The following is a 19,506-nucleotide window of genomic DNA, read 5'->3' as shown; positions in this document are numbered from 1 at the left end:
GAGCCCTCTCTTCGGAGAGGGCATAAATGAACAGGAACAACGATGACAAACTTAAAAAAGCGCGAGCGAGCCAAAACGAATGCATCGTTAATCTCTATGGTGCAGCGATTTTCGGACATCACTATCCTGTTTGGCGGGCTTTGGGTGGTCTGTAAGGCAAACGCCTTACCCTTTTTCTATCTGCATCTGCTGATGGCACTTATCGCCTTAGTGGTTTTCCAGATGATTGGCGGTATGACCGATTTCTACCGCTCGTGGCGCGGAGTAAAAATCTCCACCGAGCTGGTATTGCTGCTGCAAAACTGGACCCTGAGCCTCATTTTCAGCGCCGGGCTGATGGCCTTCAATGCTGATTTTAATGACGACTTCTCGCTGTTTTTCGCCTGGTACGTGCTGAGCAGCATTGGCCTGGTGGTCTGCCGCTCGCTGATCCGCTTCGGCGCGGGCTGGCTGCGTAACCGTGGCTACAACACCCGCCGGGTGGCTATTGCTGGCGATCTGCCGGTAGGGCAGATGCTGCTGGAGAGCTTCCGCAACGAGCCGTGGCTGGGCTTCGAGGTGGTGGGCGTCTATCACGACGTGAGCCCCGAGGGGGTCTCGGCGGACTGGGCGGGCACTATCGAGCAGCTCATTGAGGACGCCAAGGCAGCGAAAATTCACAACGTCTATATCGCCATGTCGATGAATGACGCTGCCAGCATTAAAAAGCTGGTGAACGAGCTGGCGGATACCACCTGCTCGGTGATCCTGATCCCCGACGTCTTTACCTTCAATATCCTGCATTCGCGTATTGAGGAGATGAATGGGATCCCGGTGGTGCCGCTGTACGACACGCCGCTCTCTGGCCTGAACCGGGTGCTGAAGCGCGTCGAAGACATCGTACTGTCGTCGCTGATCCTGCTGATGATCTCTCCGGTGCTGCTGAGCATCGCCGCCGCCGTGAAGCTCACCTCGCCGGGGCCGGTGATCTTCCGTCAGACCCGCTACGGCATGGACGGTAAGCCGATCATGGTGTGGAAGTTCCGCTCTATGAAGGTAATGGAGAACGACAGCGTAGTCACCCAGGCAACGCAGAACGATCCCCGCGTCACTCGCGTCGGCAACTTCCTGCGCCGCACCTCGCTCGATGAGCTGCCGCAGTTTATTAACGTCCTCACCGGTGGCATGTCGATTGTTGGCCCGCGCCCGCACGCCGTGGCGCATAACGAGCAGTACCGGACGCTGATCCAGGGCTACATGCTGCGCCATAAGGTCAAGCCAGGCATTACCGGCTGGGCGCAGATCAACGGCTGGCGCGGAGAGACCGACACCCTGGAGAAGATGGAGAAACGGATCGAGTTCGACCTGGAGTACATTCGCGAATGGAGCCTCTGGTTCGACATCAAGATCGTTTTCCTGACCATTTTCAAAGGCTTTGTTAACAAAGCGGCCTACTGAGTGAGCACACTGTGAGCCTGAGAGAAAAAACCCTGAGCGGGGCCAAATGGTCGGCGATGGCCACCGTCACCATCATTGGCCTCGGACTGGTACAGATGACCTGGCTGGCGCGCATTATCGATAGCCACCAGTTTGGCCTGCTGACCGTGGCGCTGACGATTATTGCGCTCGCCGACACGCTGTCCGATTTTGGCATTGCCAACTCCATTATCCAGCGCAAAGAGATCAGCCAGCTGGAGCTGACCACGCTCTACTGGCTGAACGTCGGGCTGGGGCTGCTGGTCTGCGTGGCGATGTTCCTCCTGAGCGATACCCTGGCGCGGGTACTGCACAACCCGGATATCGCCCCGCTTATCAAAACCCTGTCGCTGGCCTTCGTGGTGATCCCCCACGGCCAGCAGTTCCGCGCTCTGATGCAAAAAGAGTTAGAGTTCGGCAAAATTGGCGCAATCGAAACGCTCTCCGTGGTGGCGGGTTTCAGCGTGACGGTGATTGGGGCCTGGTTCTGGCCGCTGGCGATGACCGCCATCGTTGGCTACCTGGTTAACACCGCCGTACGTACGCTGCTGTTTGGCTTCTTTGGCCGCAAAATCTACCGTCCGGGCCTGCACTTCTCCCTCGCCTCGGTCAGCGCCAACCTGCGTTTTGGCGCCTGGCTGACGGCGGATAGCGTCATCAACTACATCAATACCAACCTCTCCACGCTGGTGCTGGCACGTATTCTCGGGGCCAGCGTAGCCGGGGGCTATAACCTTGCCTACAACGTGGCGGTGGTGCCGCCGATGAAGCTTAACCCCATCATCACCCGCGTGCTGTTCCCGGCGTTCGCCAAAATCCAGGACGATACGGCCAAGCTGCGGCTCAACTTCTACAAGCTGCTGTCGGCGGTAGGGATCATCAACTTCCCGGTGCTGCTGGGCCTGATGGTGGTCGCCAATAACATGGTTCCGCTGGTGTTTGGCGAGAAGTGGCGCGGCATTATCCCGATCCTGCAGCTGCTGTGCATCGTCGGCCTGCTGCGCGCCGTGGGGAACCCGATTGGCTCCCTGCTGATGGCCAAGGCGCGGGTCGATATCAGCTTTAAGTTTAACCTGTTCAAAACCGCGCTCTTTGTGCCCGCCATTATTCTCGGCGGCCAGTGGGCGGGGGCGCTGGGCGTTACCCTGGGCTTCCTGCTGGTACAGGTGATCAATACCGTACTGAGCTACTTCGTGATGATCAGGCCGGTGCTCGGCCCGAGCTACCGTCAGTATGTCCTTAGCCTCTGGCTGCCGTTCTACCTCTCGCTGCCCATGCTGGCGGTGAGCTACGGGTTGGGGCTGGCGCTGAGCGGCCATCTGCCGCTGGTGACCCTGCTGATCGTCCAGATCGCCGCGGGTGCGCTGACGTTCGCGGTTACCCTCGCGCTGTCGCGTAACGCGCTGGTGGTGGAGATCAAACGCCAGCTGTGCCGCAATGAAAAATTAAGAACGCTCCTGCGGGCAGGTTAATCCAATTTTGTTTATTGAGGTCACTATGAAACTATTAATTCTGGGCAACCATACCTGCGGGAACCGTGGCGACAGCGCCATCCTGCGCGGCCTGCTGGACGCGATAGCCGTACTGGAGCCGAACGCCGAGGTGGACGTGATGAGCCGCTACCCGGTGAGCTCCTCCTGGCTGCTGAACCGCCCGGTAATGGGCGATCCGCTCTATAGCCAGATGAAGCAGCACAATAACGCCGCCGGAGTGATGGGGCGGGTCAAGAAGGTGCTGCGCCGCCGCTATCAGCATCAGGTGCTGCTCTCCCGGGTGACCGACAGCGGCAAGCTGCGCAACATCGCCATCGCCCAGGGCTTTACCGATTTCGTCCGCCTGCTGTCAGGCTATGACGCCATTATCCAGGTAGGCGGCTCGTTCTTTGTCGATCTCTACGGCGTGCCGCAGTTTGAGCACGCTCTCTGCACCTTTATGGCGAAAAAGCCGCTCTATATGATCGGCCACAGCGTTGGCCCGTTCCAGGATGCCCAGTTTAACCAGCTGGCGAACTACGTGTTCGGCCACTGCGACGCGCTCATCCTCCGCGAGCGCGTCAGCCTGGAGCTGATGGAGCAGAGCCAGATCACCACCGTGAAAGTCGAGCAGGGGGTAGATACCGCCTGGCTGGTGGATCACGACGAGACATTCGTGCCGAACTATGCGGTCGCACACTGGCTCGATATGGCGGCAAAAGAGAAGACGGTCGCCATTACCCTGCGCGAGCTGGCCCCCTTCGACAAGCGGCTCGGCACCACGCAGAAAGCCTACGAGAAGGCCTTTGCCGGGGTGGTCAACCGCATTATTGATGCGGGCTACCAGGTGCTGGCGCTCTCCACCTGTACCGGCATCGACAGCTACAACAAAGACGATCGCATGGTGGCGCTCAACTTGCGGGAGCACGTCAGCGATCCCTCGCGCTATCACGTGGTGATGGACGAGCTGAACGACCTTGAGATGGGCAAAATCTTTGCCGCCTGCGATCTGACCGTGGGCACGCGTCTGCACTCGGCGATTATCTCCATGAACTTTGGCACCCCGGCGATTGCCATCAACTACGAACACAAGTCGGCGGGCATTATGCAGCAGCTGGGGATGCCGGAGATGGCGATCGATATTCGTCATCTGCTGGACGGCTCGCTGGAGGCAATGGTGGCCGACACCCTCGGTCAGCTCCCGGTCCTGGAGCAGCGCCTCAACGATGCCGTGGCCCACGAGCGACAGCACGGCATGGAGATGGTGGAATCGGTGTTGAAGCGCGTCCGGGAGGGTAAATGAAGGTCAGTTTCTTTTTGCTGAAGTTCCCCCTCTCGTCGGAGACCTTCGTGCTGGATCAGATCGTCGCTTTTATTGAGATGGGCTACGAGGTTGAGATCGTAGCGATGCATAAAGGGGATCTGAGCAATACCCATGCCGCGTTTCAGCAGTATCGGCTGGCGGAGAAGACCCACTGGCTGCTGGACGAGCCACAGGGCAAGCTGGCGAAGCTGCGCTATCGCGGCGCGGCGCTGCTGCGCGGGGCAGGGCGGAGCGCGACATGGCGGGCGCTTAATGTCGGACGCTACGGGGCCGAGGCACGCAACCTGATCCTTGCAGCCATGTGCGGCCTCGCGCCGCGCACGTTTCATGCCGACGTCTTTATCGCCCACTTTGGCCCGGCGGGCGTTACCGCCGCCAAGCTGCGCGAGCTCGGCGTCCTTAACGGCAAAATCGCCACCGTATTCCACGGCATCGACATCTCCAGCCGGGCGGTTCTCAGCCACTATACGCCGGAGTATCAACAGCTCTTTCGCCGGGGCGACCTGATGCTGCCCATCAGCGAGCTGTGGGCTGGACGGCTCATGAATATGGGCTGTCCGGCGCATAAAATTGCCGTCTCGCGCATGGGTGTTGATATGTCACGCTTCTCTCCGCGTCTGGTGCAGGCCCCGGCAAACCCGCTGAATATCATCTCCGTTGCCCGCCTGACCGAGAAAAAGGGGCTGCACGTGGCCATTGAGGCCTGCCGTCTGCTCAAGGCGCGGGGCATTGCCTTCCACTATCGCATTCTCGGTATCGGGCCGTGGGAGCAGCGTCTGCGTGGTCTGATTGCCGAGTATGGTCTGCAGGAGATGATTGAGATGCCGGGCTTCAAGCCGAGCCACGAGGTGAAGGCGATGCTGGACGAGGCGGATCTCTTCTTGCTGCCCTCGATCACCGGCGCGGATGGCGATATGGAGGGGATCCCGGTGGCGCTGATGGAGGCGATGGCGGTGGGTCTGCCGGTGGTCTCCACCGTCCACAGCGGTATCCCGGAGCTTATCGACGCCGATCGGTCCGGCTGGCTGGTGCCGGAGAACGATCCTGAGGCCCTCGCGGACCGGCTGGCGGCGCTGAGCGCTATCCAGCAGGAGGCGCTGGTGCCGGTCGTCTCCCGCGCCCGTGAAAAAGTTGAAACCGAGTTTAATCAGCGAATCATTAACCAGCGGCTTGCCACGCTGTTGCAAGCGCTCTAAGCCAGAGGTTATATGTCAGATATCCTACTCTCACGCCGTCGCTTTATTGGGGCAGGCTCTGCCCTGGCGGCGCTGCCCCTTCTGCACTCGCCGCTGCTCCAGGCTCAGGCGTCCGGCAGCGTTGATATCCGCCGCTACCTGAAAAATGACATTATCGCCGCGTTTAAGCAGGCCTTTGCCGAAGCCAGCACGGTGCTGGTGCCGGCGGGTGTCATCTGCGAGAACATCAACACCGCAATATTTATCCCGGCAGGTAAGACGTTGCTGATCCGTGGTGCGCTCAAGGGCAACGGTAAAGGGCGCTTCGTATTGCAGGACGGCTGCCGGGTACGCGGGGAAGAGGGCGGAAGCCTCTATAATATCACTCTCGACGTACGCGGCTCGGACTGCACTATCGAGGGTGTAACAATGAGCGGCTACGGCCCGGTGACGCAGATCTATATCGGCGGCAAAGAGAAGCGGGTCATGCGTAACCTGGTCATCGATAATATTACGGTGACCAAAGCCAACTACGCCATTCTGCGCCAGGGCTTTCACAACCAGATAGACGGGGCGCGCATCACCAACGGCCGTTTCAGCTATCTGCAAGGGGACGCCATCGAGTGGAACGTGGCGATTAACGATCGCAACCTGCTCATCTCCGACCACGTCATCGACCATATCGACTGTACCAACGGCAAAATCAACTGGGGGATCGGCATCGGGCTGGCGGGCAGCACCTATGACAACGACTATCCGGAAGACCAGGCGGTAAAGCATTTTACTGTCGCCAACATTACCGGCAGCCACTGTCGCCAGCTGGTACATGTCGAAAACGGCAAGCACTTTGTGATTCGTCATATCACGGCCACGGATATCACTCCCGACTACAGTAAAAAAGCGGGCATTGATAACGCGACGGTAGCGATTTACGGCTGCGATAATTTCGTGATAGACGACGTTAAAATGCGCAACAGCGCCGGAATGTTAATTGGTTATGGGGTAATCAAAGGCAATTATCTTTCGATACCACAAAACTTCAGACTAAACGCGATCCATCTCGACAACGCCGAGCAGATGCGGAAATTACGTGGGATCCAGATCTCATCGGGGAATGCCGATTCGTTTGTCTCTATCACCAACCTCAATATTCAGCGCGCCTCGCTGGAGATGCATAATAAGCCCCAGCACCTGTTTATGCGCAATATTCAGATAATGCAGGAGGCCGCGACAGGCCCGGCGTTGAAGCTCCACTTCGACCTGCGTAAGGACGTGCGCGGCCGCTTTATGGCGAAGCGGGATACCCTGCTTTCACTGGCAAATATTCAAGCCGTAAATGAAAAAGGGCAAAGCTCGGTAGATATTGACCGACTCGATCAGCAGGTTATTAACGCTGAAAAATTAAACTTTTCCCTGCCGGCAAAGCGCTCATAATTGTTGTACGGCCATTTTGCGAGGATTCCTGGAGCCTCAACCCACGGCTTCGTATTACATCTATTGCAGATGCCTTAATTGATAGCTGTTATTCAGCTAAATCGTACTGGCTAAACGAGATCAAAGGGCTATAATTCAGCAACCATTTTATAGGTGGAAGTGATAATGATTAATTTGAAAGCGGTTATTCCGGTAGCGGGTCTGGGGATGCACATGCTGCCTGCCACCAAGGCGATCCCAAAAGAGATGCTGCCGATCGTCGATAAGCCAATGATCCAGTACATCGTCGACGAAGTGGTTGCTGCAGGGATCAAAGAGATCGTTCTGGTTACCCACTCCTCTAAAAACGCGGTGGAGAACCACTTCGACACCTCCTATGAGCTTGAGGCTCTGCTGGAGCAGCGCGTTAAGCGTCAGCTGCTGGCGGAAGTGCAGTCTATCTGCCCGCCGGGCGTGACCATCATGAACGTGCGCCAGGCGCAGCCGCTGGGTCTGGGCCACTCCATTCTCTGCGCGCGTCCTATCGTCGGCGACAACCCTTTCGTGGTGGTGCTGCCGGACATTATTCTGGATAACGCCAGTGCCGATCCGCTGCGCTACAACCTGGCGGCAATGGTAGCCCGCTTTAACGAGACCGGCCGCAGCCAGGTGCTGGCAAAACGCATGAAGGGCGATCTCTCCGAATACTCCGTGATCCAGACTAAAGAGCCGCTGGATAGCGAAGGTAAAGTGAGCCGTATTACCAACTTTATCGAGAAACCGGATCAGCCGCAGACGCTGGATTCTGACCTGATGGCGGTAGGGCGCTATGTCCTGTCGGCGGATATCTGGGCAGAGCTGGAGAAAACCGAGCCGGGCGCGTGGGGCCGTATTCAGCTTACCGACGCTATCGCTCGCCTGGCGGAAAAACAGTCCGTTGACGCGATGCTGATGACCGGCGACAGCTATGACTGTGGTAAGAAAATGGGCTACATGCAGGCGTTCGTGAAGTACGGTCTGCGTAACCTGAAGGAAGGGCAAAAGTTCCGCAATAGCATTCAGAAGCTGCTGAGCCAAAGCCAGGCCTAAGTCACGATTAAGTAATATTTATTTAATTCAACGGCAAGAGATCGTTCACTAAGCGGTAATAAATCGCGATGAACTATCCCTTGCCGTTTTTGTTTTACAACCCCCAAATTCTTGTAGATCAAGGGGTTGTGATGATTAATTATACAGCAAAACCATAAGAATTTTCCTTGTTTCTCTGCGCGTTTGGGATGACAATTAGCATCTGATTTATCGCCTATATCTCATTGGTAGGCATGAGTTGTTGTACAAAATCGGTCCGTACAGTCCACAGGTAGCTGTTGAGCCTGGGGCGGTAGCGTGCCTGCGAACGGAGTGAGGCTAACCTGTTTCACACAGTCTCGCGTAAAACACCCCTTCCTTATTGAATTGACGGAATTGATAGCGTGAAAATCCTTGTTACTGGCGGAGCGGGTTTCATCGGCTCTGCGGTCGTCCGACATATTATTAAAAATACCCAAGATTCCGTTGTGAATGTTGATAAATTGACTTACGCCGGTAATCTGGAATCGCTTGTTGACGTCGCCGATAGCGATCGTTATGCCTTTGAGCGCGTGGATATTTGTAATGCCGCTGAGGTTGCTCGCGTCTTTGCCGAGCACCAGCCTGATGCAGTCATGCACCTGGCGGCAGAGAGCCACGTTGACCGCTCCATTACCGGCCCGGCTGACTTTATCGAAACCAATATCGTCGGAACGTACGTTCTGCTGGAGGCCGCGCGCGCCTACTGGCTGACCTTAAGCGACGAGGCGAAAAACGCGTTTCGCTTCCACCATATCTCTACCGACGAAGTGTATGGCGATCTTCCGCACCCGGACGAACATCTGCAGGGCACGGCGCTGCCGCTGTTTACCGAGCAGACCGCCTATGCCCCCAGCAGCCCGTACTCCTCTTCAAAAGCGTCAAGCGATCACCTGGTGCGCGCATGGCGTCGTACTTATGGTCTGCCGACGCTGGTCACCAACTGCTCCAATAACTACGGCCCGTATCACTTCCCCGAGAAGCTGATCCCGCTGGTCATCCTCAATGCCCTTGAGGGCAAACCGCTGCCGATCTATGGCAAAGGCGATCAGATCCGCGACTGGCTCTACGTTGAAGATCATGCCCGCGCGCTCTATACCGTGGTGACGCAGGGTGCACCTGGCGAGACCTATAACATCGGCGGCCATAACGAGAAGCAGAACCTGGACGTGGTGCATACCATCTGTGACCTGCTGGACGAGATCGTGCCGAAAGAGGGCTCTTATCGCGACCAGATCACCTATGTGACAGACCGTCCGGGCCACGACCGCCGCTACGCCATCGATGCGGATAAAATCAGCCGCGAGCTGGGCTGGAAGCCAGAAGAGACGTTTGAGTCCGGTATCCGTAAAACCGTCCGCTGGTATCTGGATAATCAGCAGTGGGTGGATAACGTGAAAAGCGGCAGCTATAAGACCTGGATCGAGCAGAATTACGGAGAACGTTAAGAATGAATATTCTGCTGTTTGGTAAAACGGGCCAGGTAGGCTGGGAACTGCAGCGTGCGCTGGCGCCGCTCGGTACAGTGACGGCGGTTGACGTTAAATCAACCACCTACTGCGGTGATTTTAGCAACCCGGAAGGCGTGGCGGAGACCGTTCGCCGCGTGCGTCCGGATGTTATTGTCAATGCAGCGGCCCATACCGCCGTTGATAAAGCCGAGTCCGAGCGTGAATTTGCTGAGCTCTTAAACGCGACCAGCGTCGAAGCCATTGCCGTTGAGGCCGAAAAGCTCGGCGCGTGGCTGATCCACTACTCCACCGACTATGTTTTTCCAGGAACTGGAGAAACGCCGTGGCTGGAAACCGATGCCGTTGCGCCATTGAACGTCTACGGTGAAACCAAGCTGGCTGGCGAGAAAGCGGTGCAGGAGCACTGCACCAAGCACCTGATCTTCCGCACCAGCTGGGTCTATGCGGGTAAAGGCAACAACTTTGCCAAAACCATGCTGCGCCTGGCCAAGGATCGTCCGGAGCTGTCAGTGATTAACGATCAGTTTGGTGCCCCTACTGGCGCGGAGCTGCTGGCCGACTGCACGGCGCACGCCATCCGTACCGCGCTGCACAAGCCAGAAGTGGCGGGCTTATACCATCTGGTAGCGTCCGGGACAACGACTTGGCATGATTATGCCGCGCTGGTCTTCGCCGAAGCGAAAGCGGCAGGCATCGAACTGGCGATTGAGAAGCTTAATGCCGTTCCGACCTCTGCCTACCCGACGCCGGCTCGCAGACCGACCAATTCCCGTTTAAACACGGATAAGTTCCAGCAAAATTTTGATCTGGTTCTGCCTGCCTGGGATGTGGGTATTAAACGCATGCTGGCTGAGCTGTTTACCACCACCTCATTCTAATTTGACATTTCTAATGCCCGGAAACGGGCATTTTCTGTATGCAGAGAAAAAAATGACAACACGTAAAGGTATTATTCTGGCCGGCGGTTCTGGCACGCGTCTCTATCCTGTCACTATGGCCGTCAGCAAGCAGCTGCTGCCGATCTATGACAAGCCGATGATCTACTACCCGCTCTCAACGTTAATGCTGGCGGGCATTCGTGACATTCTGATCATCAGTACACCGCAGGATACGCCACGCTTTGAGCAGTTGCTGGGTGACGGTAGCCAGTGGGGCCTGAACCTACAGTATAAAGTACAGCCGAGCCCGGATGGCCTGGCTCAGGCCTTTATCATCGGCGAAGAGTTTATTGGTGACGATAACTGCGCGCTGGTGCTAGGGGATAACATCTTCTACGGTCACGATCTGCCGAAACAGCTGGAAGCAGCCGTAAGCAAAGAGAGTGGGGCGACGGTATTTGCCTACCACGTTAACGATCCGGAGCGCTATGGCGTGGTGGAATTTGACAGCAACGGTACGGCGATCTCTCTGGAAGAGAAACCGCTGGAGCCGAAGAGCGACTATGCGGTAACTGGCCTCTACTTCTACGATAACAGCGTGGTGGAAATGGCGAAGAATCTTAAGCCGTCTCCACGCGGCGAGCTGGAAATTACCGACATCAACCGTCTCTATTTGGAGCAGGGTAAGCTGTCAGTGGCCATGATGGGTCGTGGTTTCGCATGGCTTGACACGGGTACTCATCAGAGCCTGATTGAGGCCAGTAACTTTATCCAGACGATTGAAGAGCGACAGGGCTTAAAAGTCTCTTGCCCGGAAGAGATTGCTTTCCGTAAAGGCTTTATCGATGCCGAACAGGTCAAAAAGCTTGCCGCACCGCTATCCAAAAATGCTTACGGTCAATATCTGCTCAAGATGATTAAAGGTTATTAAGTTATGAACGTAATTAAAACCGCTATTCCTGACGTGCTAATTTTTGAACCAAAGGTGTTTGGTGACGATCGCGGATTTTTCTTCGAAAGTTTTAATCAGAGAGTATTTGAAGAGGCCGTTGGTCGTAAAGTTGAATTTGTTCAAGACAACCACTCGAAGTCCTGTAAAGGTGTGCTTCGTGGATTACACTATCAGCTGGAGCCATACGCGCAGGGTAAACTAGTACGCTGCGTTTTCGGTGAAGTATTTGATGTTGCAGTAGATATTCGTAAATCATCGCCAACTTTCGGTAAGTGGGTTGGGGTGCATCTTTCTGCAGAAAACAAACGCCAATTATGGATACCGGAAGGTTTTGCACATGGTTTTCTTGTTATAAGCGAGATGGCAGAATTTGTGTATAAGACTACAAATTATTATCATCCTGTGAGTGATAGAGGAATTGCTTGGAATGATCAGAGTATAAATATAAATTGGCCGCTGCAAGGTGCTCCACTATTATCTGAAAAAGATAATAACCAACCATGTTTGGATAAATTAAATTTTTAATTTGAGCCTGAAGCAATGATTTTAGCACGGTTATAATTAACTGTGCTTTATTTTCATTATTTTCACTCGAGTTAGTATTATCATGAATCTATATAAAAAAATATTAGTGGATAATTTTTCATTAATAATCCAGTATTTTTTCGGCGGTGTGACGGTGCTCTATGTTTCTCCATTAATCATAAAAAAAATTGGGTTGTATGATTATGGGAAAATTGCTCTTGTATTAAGTGCGGTCTCTTATATTTCTTTGATTGTGCAATATTCATTTAACATGATTGGCCCAAAATTAATTGCTGAAAATGAGGACAGAAATTCAGTTTTTAATAAAATATTTACGGCGAAGATTGTGTTATTTTTATTTTCAGCCTTTATTTTTATGGCTTATTTTTACGGGTATTCTAAAAAATATAGTTTTGAATATCTGCTTTTTATTTTGATGCCTCTATCATGGGTGTTGAATAGTGTTTGGTATTTACAATCAAATGGTCGGTTTATTGCAAGTAGTATCTGTTCAATCGCTGGTTCATTATTTACCCTTTTAATTGCTTATCTTTTTATAAAAAATTCGAGTTCTTTATTTTTACCTATATTATGTTTGATTCTGTCCGCAATAATTAACGGCTTACTTACGTTTTTAATGGCAAGAAAGTATATTGTTTCCTTTTGTCTTATGAATCCATTACCTGTTTTAAAAAATGGGCTTAGCTTATTCTTCTCTCAAATAATATCTGCTTTATATACAATGTCAGGGGTCTTTGTTATCACTCATTTTGAAGGATTAGCTTCAGGTGGTATATATTCAGCAACCGAGAAGTTTATGAACCTATTCATTTCATTGGGAGTTTTAACTCATGTTGCGGCTTATCCTAAATTGGCAAGGTTATTTAGGGAAAATATTCAAAAGTATTATAAAGTCATTTATTTCGTTATCGTGCTTTATACGGTATTTATGGTTGCAATTACGTCTTTAGTGCTGATTTTTAACTATGAAATACAGCTTTATATATTTGGAAAGTATAATTTAGAAATTAGATACATGTTATATTCTGCATGTTTGCTTATGTTTTTTTCAATATATGGCCCAGTAATTACAGGTTATCTCACCTTGAATGGGGCAGGGAAAGTAATAATCATTATTAATTCTGCGACTGCAATCCTCTCTTTAATATTAGGTATTATAATGCTTAATTATATAGGAGCAGAAGGTTGGTTAATCGGTTTGGCGCTAGCTCAAATTATAAATTTTTCATGTTTTTTCTACAATTTCATATGGAAAAAAATAAAAAGGTCAGTTTTTTTATATGCAAAATAAAATTGCAGTCTATACCTGTATAACAGGTGGTTATGATATCATCCGCAAACCAGTCGTTATTAACAACAATATCGACTATATATGCTTTAGCGATGAAAATATTGATGTCCCTTTTCCATGGAAATTACATTTATTAAGCGAAAGTGATATCTGCAATAAATATGATCGAAAAACATTAAATCGAGCAATAAAAATATGTCCGCGTGAGTTTGGCTATTTATTGGATTATAAACAGACAATATACATTGATGGTAATATAGAAATATGTGATGATTTATCTTCGCTTTTACAAGATGTCTCGCAGAAAGATGGTGACATATTTATGTATAATCATTTTGGGCGTGACTGTTTATATAAAGAAGCTCTCGAATGCTTAAAAATAGGTCATGAATGGTATTGGGTTATTGCAAAACAAATTAAAGATTATAAAAATGTAGGTTTCCCTGTGGAAAGTGGATTGTATGAATGTAATATAATAGTTAGGAAAGAAAATAACAAATTGGATCTTTTATTAAAAAGTTGGTTCAATGAGTATTTAACAAAAAGTAAACGTGATCAATTATCTTTAACTTATGTTGCTTGGATTCATCAACATCAAATATATTCTTTAGGCGAGAGCGATGCTAGATTTAAACATCACCACTTTAAATTGCATAAGCATGATAATAATCGCGACAATCTCAAAAGAAAACTAAAAGCAAAAATTAATATAATTTTGATGAAATTAATGGGGGTTTAAGTATGGATAGTAAAGAATTAGGTATTGTCATTGTTTTTTATAATCCTACTCGTGAGAATATTAACGCTGCAATAAAATTGAGTGAAAAGCATAGTTTAGTTATTGTGGATAATAGTGAAATTAATGGAAGCTATCATATACCTCGGGCAAAAATTATTTTTTTAGAAGGTAATCAAGGTATCGCAACAGCGCTAAATATTGGTATCAAAGATCTTATCAATGATGCTTATAAATATGCTCTTTTGCTCGATCAAGATAGTGAACCGGAGGATTTTCTAATATTATCATTATTAGATTACATACGCGAATCGCCAGAAAAGGTTTGCTTAGTGTCACCTGCATACTATGATAAAGCTATTGAAAGGAAAGCAGAATTTATCCTTTGTAAGGATAATTGCATAGAGAGGCAACCTGCAGAAGGTAATTTGCCTATAAGCGCCTCTTACGTTATTACATCTGGTTCGATGCTTAAACTTAGCACGCTCGAAAAAATTGGATTAATGAAAGATGACTTATTTATTGATTTTGTTGATATCGAATGGTGTCTAAGAGCTAGATATTTTGGTTACGAAATTTTAGGTCTGCCTTGGCTTACGATGACACATGAAATAGGTGGAGAACCTGTAAGAATTGCCCGGAAAAAATATGTGAACCATTCACCTATAAGGCATTATTATTATTTCAGAAATGTATTTCTTTTACTTAGGCTAAAATATATTCATCCGCAGTGGAAAAAACATGAGATGCTCAAATTATTACCACGGTTTATCGTCTATGCTTTCTTTACTAAAAACAGATTGAACCATATTAAAGCGATGATTACTGGTATTAAAGATGGCGTTTTAGGATACTCAGGTAAAAAACGATGAGTCGCGCCCTAGATTTTTTTGTTATTATTTTTTTTGGATGTGCTATTTGTATTTTTTTCTTTTTTTACGATATAAGTAAAACCCCTGATTTTTATTCCTATCTAAATTGGTATGAAACTTCTATAAGGGGTTCTTTAAATAACCAATGGGTTTATTTTAAAGATCCTGCGTTTTTTGTTTTATCTAATATTTCATATAATATTGGGTTGGGTATTGATGGAGTGATTTTTTCTTTAGTATTTATCTCTCTTTTTTTTAAATTCTTTTTCGTGAAAAAATTTTATACAGGAGAGGTTTTTTTTTGGGTAGTTATCCTTTATATAGCAAGGTTATTTATAATACATGATGTCATACAGTATAGAGCTGGTGCGGCAGTAGGTGTCAGTTCTTTATTTACATATTTGTACATTAAAGGAAACAAGACTAAAGCTTTTCTACTATTATGCATAGCGCTTTGTATTCATCTTTCAGCACTACTGATGTTATTAATATTACCTATAAAACGCTATTTATTTAAACGACAAAAAAAAAATTTATTAGGTTCTATCCTATTTATATTTGCTATTCTTATATGCATTGTCATCTTGGATCCGTTTAAACCTATAATAGAACAGATGATGACGATTCCAATTCTTCAGGCTAGGATTTCTCCTTACCTGAATGGACAATATGAAATCATATCTGCACCTATTTTTAACAGTTACATTGCTGTGAAATTAATCTCATATATGATTTTTATTTATTGGTTATACAAGAATCAATCAACCGTTACAGTCGAAAACTATTTTTTATTTTATATCCTTTTTTTTATATCCTTGACGGGATTAGGGTTATATTGGTTCTTTCGAATAAATGATGCGTTATCTATCAGATTTTCCGATTTTTTTGCATTTTATGATTTGCTTTTTATTGCTTCCCTTTTACAATTATTCAGCCTTTCGGGAAGATTCATCTTTCGCTTTGTTTTAACTCTTATTGTTGTTGTTTTTATTGTGTCTACTTCTAAATTACTGTGATAAATTATATTGGTCCATAAATGAATATATATTTAGCCGTAGTGTCACATAATCATGCTGATATGATTATTGATCTTGACAGTTTAAGTAAGCTGTCAAATAAGTTTAAAGTTATTTTAAAAAATAACGCCAGCAATGACAGTGTTAAGTTAAAAGAATATTGCTTACAAAACAAAATATATTATTTGGATGAATCTTATGGTTTAGGTTTCGGTGGTAACAATAATTATATATTTAATTACTGCCAAAATAGTTTGAGCATGACAAATAATGATTACTTTATCTTGATAAATCCGGATGTGGTCATTAGTGATGAAAGCATAGAAAAATTGATTATTTTAATGAAAGAATATATGATTGACCTATGTGGTATCTCATTATATAAAGATGAGGAATTTACTTTACGGGATTTCTCTATAAGGAAGTATCCAACATTTATTACATTTCTAAGATCTCTTATGGATAGTGGTGCAAGTTATAAAGACATAGCTGAAAATTCTAAAGAACCTTGTATTGATATGGAGTGGGCTGCTGGATCTTTCATAGCTTTCAGAGCAGATGTTTACGCTTCACTAAAAGGATTTAATGAAAACTATTTTATGTATTGTGAAGATATAGATATATGCTTTAGAGCAAAAAAACAGGGTTTTAATTTAAAATATATTCCTGGTATCAAAGCTGTTCACAAGGCTCAGCATAATAATAGGAGATTATTAAGCGCGCATTTTTTCTGGCATTTATTTAGTGCCTTAAAGTTTTTATACAGCAAAAGATTTAAACTGCCTATGAAAAGCTTATTAGAAGAATAAATTTGGATAAGAATTTTTTTTATTAAAAGTGTTTTTATGATTTAGCTATTCATTGTGCTAATTTCCATTTAAAGTTATATAATTTCCAAGCTGCGTATAGGCGCGGCGTCCACACCTGACAGGAGTAAATAATGTCCAAACAACAGATCGGCGTTGTCGGTATGGCAGTGATGGGGCGCAACCTGGCGCTCAACATCGAAAGCCGTGGTTATACCGTCTCCGTATTCAACCGCTCCCGTGAAAAAACCGAAGAAGTCATCGCTGAGAACCCAGGTAAGAAACTGGTTCCGTTCTATACGGTGAAGGAGTTCGTTGAGTCTCTTGAAACGCCTCGCCGTATCCTGTTAATGGTGAAAGCGGGCGCGGGCACTGATGCTGCCATCGACTCCCTGAAACCTTACCTCGAAAAAGGCGACATCATTATTGATGGCGGTAATACCTTCTTCCAGGATACCATTCGTCGTAACCGTGAACTCTCCGAAGAAGGTTTTAACTTCATCGGTACCGGCGTATCCGGCGGTGAAGAAGGTGCACTGAAAGGTCCATCTATCATGCCTGGCGGTCAGAGAGAAGCGTACGAGCTGATTGCGCCTATCCTCACCAAAATCGCCGCCGTTGCCGAAGATGGCGAACCGTGCGTGACTTATATCGGGCCGGACGGTGCGGGCCACTATGTGAAGATGGTGCACAACGGTATTGAATATGGCGATATGCAGCTGATTGCAGAAGCGTACTCTCTGCTGAAAGGCGGCCTGAATCTCTCTAACGAAGAACTGGCAGAAATCTTTACCGAGTGGAACAACGGTGAACTGAGCAGCTACCTGATCGACATCACCAAAGACATCTTCACTAAAAAAGATGAAGAGGGTAAATACTTGGTCGATGTGATCCTTGATGAAGCCGCCAACAAAGGCACCGGTAAATGGACCAGCCAAAGCTCGCTGGATCTGGGTGAGCCGCTCTCCCTGATTACGGAATCCGTATTCGCGCGTTATATCTCCTCTCTGAAAGAGCAGCGTGTTGCGGCTTCGAAAGTGTTGTCAGGCCCACAGGCTAAAACAGCCGGTGACAAAACCGATTTCGTTGAGAAAGTGCGTCGCGCGCTGTATCTTGGTAAAATCGTCTCCTACGCACAGGGTTTCTCCCAGCTGCGTGCCGCATCGAACGAAAACAACTGGGATCTGAACTACGGTGAGATTGCGAAGATTTTCCGCGCTGGCTGCATTATTCGTGCGCAGTTCCTGCAAAAAATCACCGATGCGTACGCAGAAAATGCTGGTATCGCTAACCTGCTGCTGGCACCGTACTTCAAGAAAATCGCAGACGATTACCAGCAGGCATTACGTGACGTAGTAGCCTACGCGGTACAGAACGGTATTCCGGTTCCGACTTTCTCCGCAGCCGTTGCCTATTACGACAGCTACCGTGCGGCGGTTCTTCCTGCTAACCTGATTCAGGCACAGCGCGACTACTTCGGTGCCCACACCTATAAGCGTACCGATAAAGAGGGTGTGTTCCACACCGAGTGGCTGGATTAATCTGAATTAGCCTCGTTTAATACCTCAGCCCGGTGAAATCCATCGGGCTTTTTTTATCTCCTCGCTGCTCATTTGTTTCACTTTTGACGCGAAAACGTCTGTTAACAGAATAACTGGCTGATTTTCCTCATTCTATTAACAGAGTCTTTGCCTTGACAGCAGCTCATGAGAAGAGGTAAAAACCACAACAGTTATTTATTGCGATGGCGCGATGGCGCTGCATTACACTCATATAATCGAAGAAGTGAAAGAATGAAAATAACCATCTCAGGAACAGGCTATGTTGGTCTTTCAAACGGTATTTTGATTGCTCAGCATCATGAAGTGGTGGCACTGGACATTGTGCAGGCCAAAGTGGACATGCTCAATCAGAAAATCTCTCCGATTGTCGATAAAGAGATCCAGGACTATCTTGCCAACAAGGCGCTGAATTTCCGCGCCACCACCGACAAACAAGATGCCTATCGCGATGCGGATTACGTGATTATCGCCACGCCGACCGACTACGACCCCAAAACCAACTTCTTCAATACCGCAAGTGTTGAAGCGGTAATTAAGGATGTGATCACCATAAACCCGAAAGCGGTGATGGTGATCAAATCGACTATTCCGGTGGGTTTTACCCAGTCCATCAAAGAAGAGCTCGGCATTGATAACGTGATCTTCTCGCCAGAGTTTCTGCGCGAGGGCAAAGCGCTCTATGACAACTTGCATCCATCACGCATCGTGATTGGCGAGTGTTCCGAGCGTGCAGAGCGTTTTGCCGCCCTGCTTCAGGAAGGGGCCATTAAAAAAGAGATCCCGGTGCTATTTACCGACTCTACCGAAGCGGAAGCCATCAAGCTGTTCGCCAATACTTATCTGGCCATGCGCGTTGCCTACTTTAACGAGCTGGACAGCTACGCTGAAAGCCTGGCGCTGAACACCAAACAGATTATCGAAGGCGTCTGCCTCGACCCGCGTATCGGTAACCATTACAACAACCCATCTTTTGGCTATGGCGGCTACTGCCTGCCGAAAGATACCAAGCAGCTGCTGGCTAACTACCAGTCGGTGCCCAATAACCTGATCTCCGCGATTGTTGATGCTAACCGCACCCGTAAGGACTTTATATCTGACTCCATCCTGGCGCGTCACCCGAAAGTGATGGGCGTTTATCGTCTGATCATGAAAAGCGGCTCTGATAACTTCCGCGCCTCTTCCATTCAGGGAATCATGAAGCGTATCAAGGCTAAGGGCGTGCAGGTAATTATTTATGAGCCGGCAATGAAGGAAGAGGAATTTTTCCACTCTCGCGTGGTGCGCGATCTGGATGCCTTCAAGAAAGAGGCGGATGTGATCATTTCTAACCGGATGGCAGAGGATTTGGCTGACGTAGCAGATAAGGTCTATACCCGCGATCTGTTTGGCAGCGACTGACTTTTAGCAGACCTAAAAAACCCGGTATCGC

At 48.6% G+C, this 19,506-nt stretch carries 17 protein-coding genes; all 17 read left to right on the top strand.

Annotated elements, in window-relative coordinates:
* Positions 1 to 42: 42 nt before the first annotated feature.
* Positions 43 to 1,437 (top strand): undecaprenyl-phosphate glucose phosphotransferase, encoded by a 1,395-nt coding sequence (gene wcaJ, locus RTX96_RS01270; protein WP_103819154.1) that lies wholly within the window; start codon positions 43 to 45, stop codon positions 1,435 to 1,437.
* A gap of 11 nt (positions 1,438 to 1,448) precedes the next feature.
* A complete protein-coding gene (locus tag RTX96_RS01265) occupies positions 1,449 to 2,927 on the top strand; it encodes an MOP flippase family protein (RefSeq protein ID WP_312669901.1) in 1,479 nt (492 codons plus the stop codon).
* A gap of 25 nt (positions 2,928 to 2,952) precedes the next feature.
* Complete coding sequence (gene wcaK / locus RTX96_RS01260) at positions 2,953 to 4,230, top strand: colanic acid biosynthesis pyruvyl transferase WcaK (protein ID WP_312669900.1); 1,278 nt, start codon at positions 2,953 to 2,955, stop codon at positions 4,228 to 4,230.
* Complete coding sequence (gene wcaL / locus RTX96_RS01255) at positions 4,227 to 5,447, top strand: colanic acid biosynthesis glycosyltransferase WcaL (protein WP_312268172.1); 1,221 nt, start codon at positions 4,227 to 4,229, stop codon at positions 5,445 to 5,447. Before wcaK ends, wcaL begins: the two co-directional genes overlap by 4 nt.
* A gap of 12 nt (positions 5,448 to 5,459) precedes the next feature.
* A complete protein-coding gene (gene wcaM, locus RTX96_RS01250) occupies positions 5,460 to 6,860 on the top strand; it encodes a colanic acid biosynthesis protein WcaM (protein WP_409418549.1) in 1,401 nt (466 codons plus the stop codon).
* A gap of 165 nt (positions 6,861 to 7,025) precedes the next feature.
* Positions 7,026 to 7,928 (top strand): GalU regulator GalF, encoded by a 903-nt coding sequence (gene galF / locus RTX96_RS01245; protein ID WP_103819158.1) that lies wholly within the window; start codon positions 7,026 to 7,028, stop codon positions 7,926 to 7,928.
* Positions 7,929 to 8,311: 383 nt separating this feature from the next.
* Entirely contained in the window at positions 8,312 to 9,394 is a 1,083-nt protein-coding gene (gene rfbB / locus RTX96_RS01240; protein WP_312669899.1) for a dTDP-glucose 4,6-dehydratase, read from the top strand.
* 2 nt (positions 9,395 to 9,396) lie between these two features.
* The gene (gene rfbD, locus RTX96_RS01235; protein ID WP_312669898.1) at positions 9,397 to 10,296 is read left to right on the top strand and encodes a dTDP-4-dehydrorhamnose reductase; all 900 of its coding nucleotides are present in this window, start codon (positions 9,397 to 9,399) and stop codon (positions 10,294 to 10,296) included.
* Positions 10,297 to 10,348: 52 nt separating this feature from the next.
* The gene (gene rfbA, locus RTX96_RS01230; protein WP_312669897.1) at positions 10,349 to 11,227 is read left to right on the top strand and encodes a glucose-1-phosphate thymidylyltransferase RfbA; all 879 of its coding nucleotides are present in this window, start codon (positions 10,349 to 10,351) and stop codon (positions 11,225 to 11,227) included.
* 3 nt (positions 11,228 to 11,230) lie between these two features.
* Positions 11,231 to 11,773 (top strand): dTDP-4-dehydrorhamnose 3,5-epimerase, encoded by a 543-nt coding sequence (gene rfbC, locus RTX96_RS01225; protein ID WP_312669896.1) that lies wholly within the window; start codon positions 11,231 to 11,233, stop codon positions 11,771 to 11,773.
* Between the two features lie 82 nt (positions 11,774 to 11,855).
* A complete protein-coding gene (locus RTX96_RS01220) occupies positions 11,856 to 13,085 on the top strand; it encodes an oligosaccharide flippase family protein (RefSeq protein ID WP_312669895.1) in 1,230 nt (409 codons plus the stop codon).
* Positions 13,075 to 13,824, top strand: a complete 750-nt coding sequence (locus RTX96_RS01215) for a glycosyltransferase domain-containing protein (RefSeq protein ID WP_312669894.1) — start codon at positions 13,075 to 13,077, stop codon at positions 13,822 to 13,824. The genes RTX96_RS01220 and RTX96_RS01215 overlap by 11 nt, the downstream gene beginning before the upstream one ends.
* Positions 13,825 to 13,826: 2 nt before the next feature.
* Positions 13,827 to 14,693 carry a glycosyltransferase family 2 protein gene (locus RTX96_RS01210; protein ID WP_312669893.1) on the top strand — a complete coding sequence of 289 codons (867 nt, stop codon included), beginning with the start codon at positions 13,827 to 13,829 and terminating at the stop codon, positions 14,691 to 14,693.
* Positions 14,690 to 15,709 (top strand): EpsG family protein, encoded by a 1,020-nt coding sequence (locus RTX96_RS01205; RefSeq protein ID WP_312669892.1) that lies wholly within the window; start codon positions 14,690 to 14,692, stop codon positions 15,707 to 15,709. The genes RTX96_RS01210 and RTX96_RS01205 overlap by 4 nt, the downstream gene beginning before the upstream one ends.
* A gap of 20 nt (positions 15,710 to 15,729) precedes the next feature.
* On the top strand, positions 15,730 to 16,518 hold the full coding sequence (locus RTX96_RS01200) for a glycosyltransferase family 2 protein (RefSeq protein ID WP_312669891.1): 789 nt from the start codon (positions 15,730 to 15,732) through the stop codon (positions 16,516 to 16,518).
* A gap of 131 nt (positions 16,519 to 16,649) precedes the next feature.
* Complete coding sequence (gene gndA / locus RTX96_RS01195; protein WP_312669890.1) at positions 16,650 to 18,056, top strand: NADP-dependent phosphogluconate dehydrogenase; 1,407 nt, start codon at positions 16,650 to 16,652, stop codon at positions 18,054 to 18,056.
* Positions 18,057 to 18,308: 252 nt separating this feature from the next.
* Positions 18,309 to 19,475 carry a UDP-glucose 6-dehydrogenase gene (ugd, locus tag RTX96_RS01190; RefSeq protein WP_312669889.1) on the top strand — a complete coding sequence of 389 codons (1,167 nt, stop codon included), beginning with the start codon at positions 18,309 to 18,311 and terminating at the stop codon, positions 19,473 to 19,475.
* The last annotated feature ends 31 nt before the right edge of the window (positions 19,476 to 19,506 follow it).

Origin of the sequence: Pseudescherichia sp., from assembly GCF_032052675.1 — a bacterium.
GTDB lineage: Bacteria > Pseudomonadota > Gammaproteobacteria > Enterobacterales > Enterobacteriaceae > Pseudescherichia.
Note: the sequence above shows the minus strand (reverse complement) of the source record. Positions and strands in the feature narration are given on the sequence as shown.

What these genes read in the sequence shown, in the direction of transcription:
- wcaM (WP_409418549.1), top strand. Translation starts at nt 5,460, where the DNA reads ATGTCAGATATCCTACTCTCACGCCGTCGCTTTATTGGGGCAGGCTCT.
- RTX96_RS01220 (WP_312669895.1), top strand. Translation starts at nt 11,856, where the DNA reads ATGAATCTATATAAAAAAATATTAGTGGATAATTTTTCATTAATAATC.
- wcaL (WP_312268172.1), top strand. Translation starts at nt 4,227, where the DNA reads ATGAAGGTCAGTTTCTTTTTGCTGAAGTTCCCCCTCTCGTCGGAGACC.
- rfbD (WP_312669898.1), top strand. Translation starts at nt 9,397, where the DNA reads ATGAATATTCTGCTGTTTGGTAAAACGGGCCAGGTAGGCTGGGAACTG.
- RTX96_RS01210 (WP_312669893.1), top strand. Translation starts at nt 13,827, where the DNA reads ATGGATAGTAAAGAATTAGGTATTGTCATTGTTTTTTATAATCCTACT.
- ugd (WP_312669889.1), top strand. Translation starts at nt 18,309, where the DNA reads ATGAAAATAACCATCTCAGGAACAGGCTATGTTGGTCTTTCAAACGGT.
- RTX96_RS01215 (WP_312669894.1), top strand. Translation starts at nt 13,075, where the DNA reads ATGCAAAATAAAATTGCAGTCTATACCTGTATAACAGGTGGTTATGAT.
- wcaJ (WP_103819154.1), top strand. Translation starts at nt 43, where the DNA reads ATGACAAACTTAAAAAAGCGCGAGCGAGCCAAAACGAATGCATCGTTA.
- gndA (WP_312669890.1), top strand. Translation starts at nt 16,650, where the DNA reads ATGTCCAAACAACAGATCGGCGTTGTCGGTATGGCAGTGATGGGGCGC.
- wcaK (WP_312669900.1), top strand. Translation starts at nt 2,953, where the DNA reads ATGAAACTATTAATTCTGGGCAACCATACCTGCGGGAACCGTGGCGAC.
- RTX96_RS01200 (WP_312669891.1), top strand. Translation starts at nt 15,730, where the DNA reads ATGAATATATATTTAGCCGTAGTGTCACATAATCATGCTGATATGATT.
- RTX96_RS01205 (WP_312669892.1), top strand. Translation starts at nt 14,690, where the DNA reads ATGAGTCGCGCCCTAGATTTTTTTGTTATTATTTTTTTTGGATGTGCT.
- rfbC (WP_312669896.1), top strand. Translation starts at nt 11,231, where the DNA reads ATGAACGTAATTAAAACCGCTATTCCTGACGTGCTAATTTTTGAACCA.
- galF (WP_103819158.1), top strand. Translation starts at nt 7,026, where the DNA reads ATGATTAATTTGAAAGCGGTTATTCCGGTAGCGGGTCTGGGGATGCAC.
- rfbA (WP_312669897.1), top strand. Translation starts at nt 10,349, where the DNA reads ATGACAACACGTAAAGGTATTATTCTGGCCGGCGGTTCTGGCACGCGT.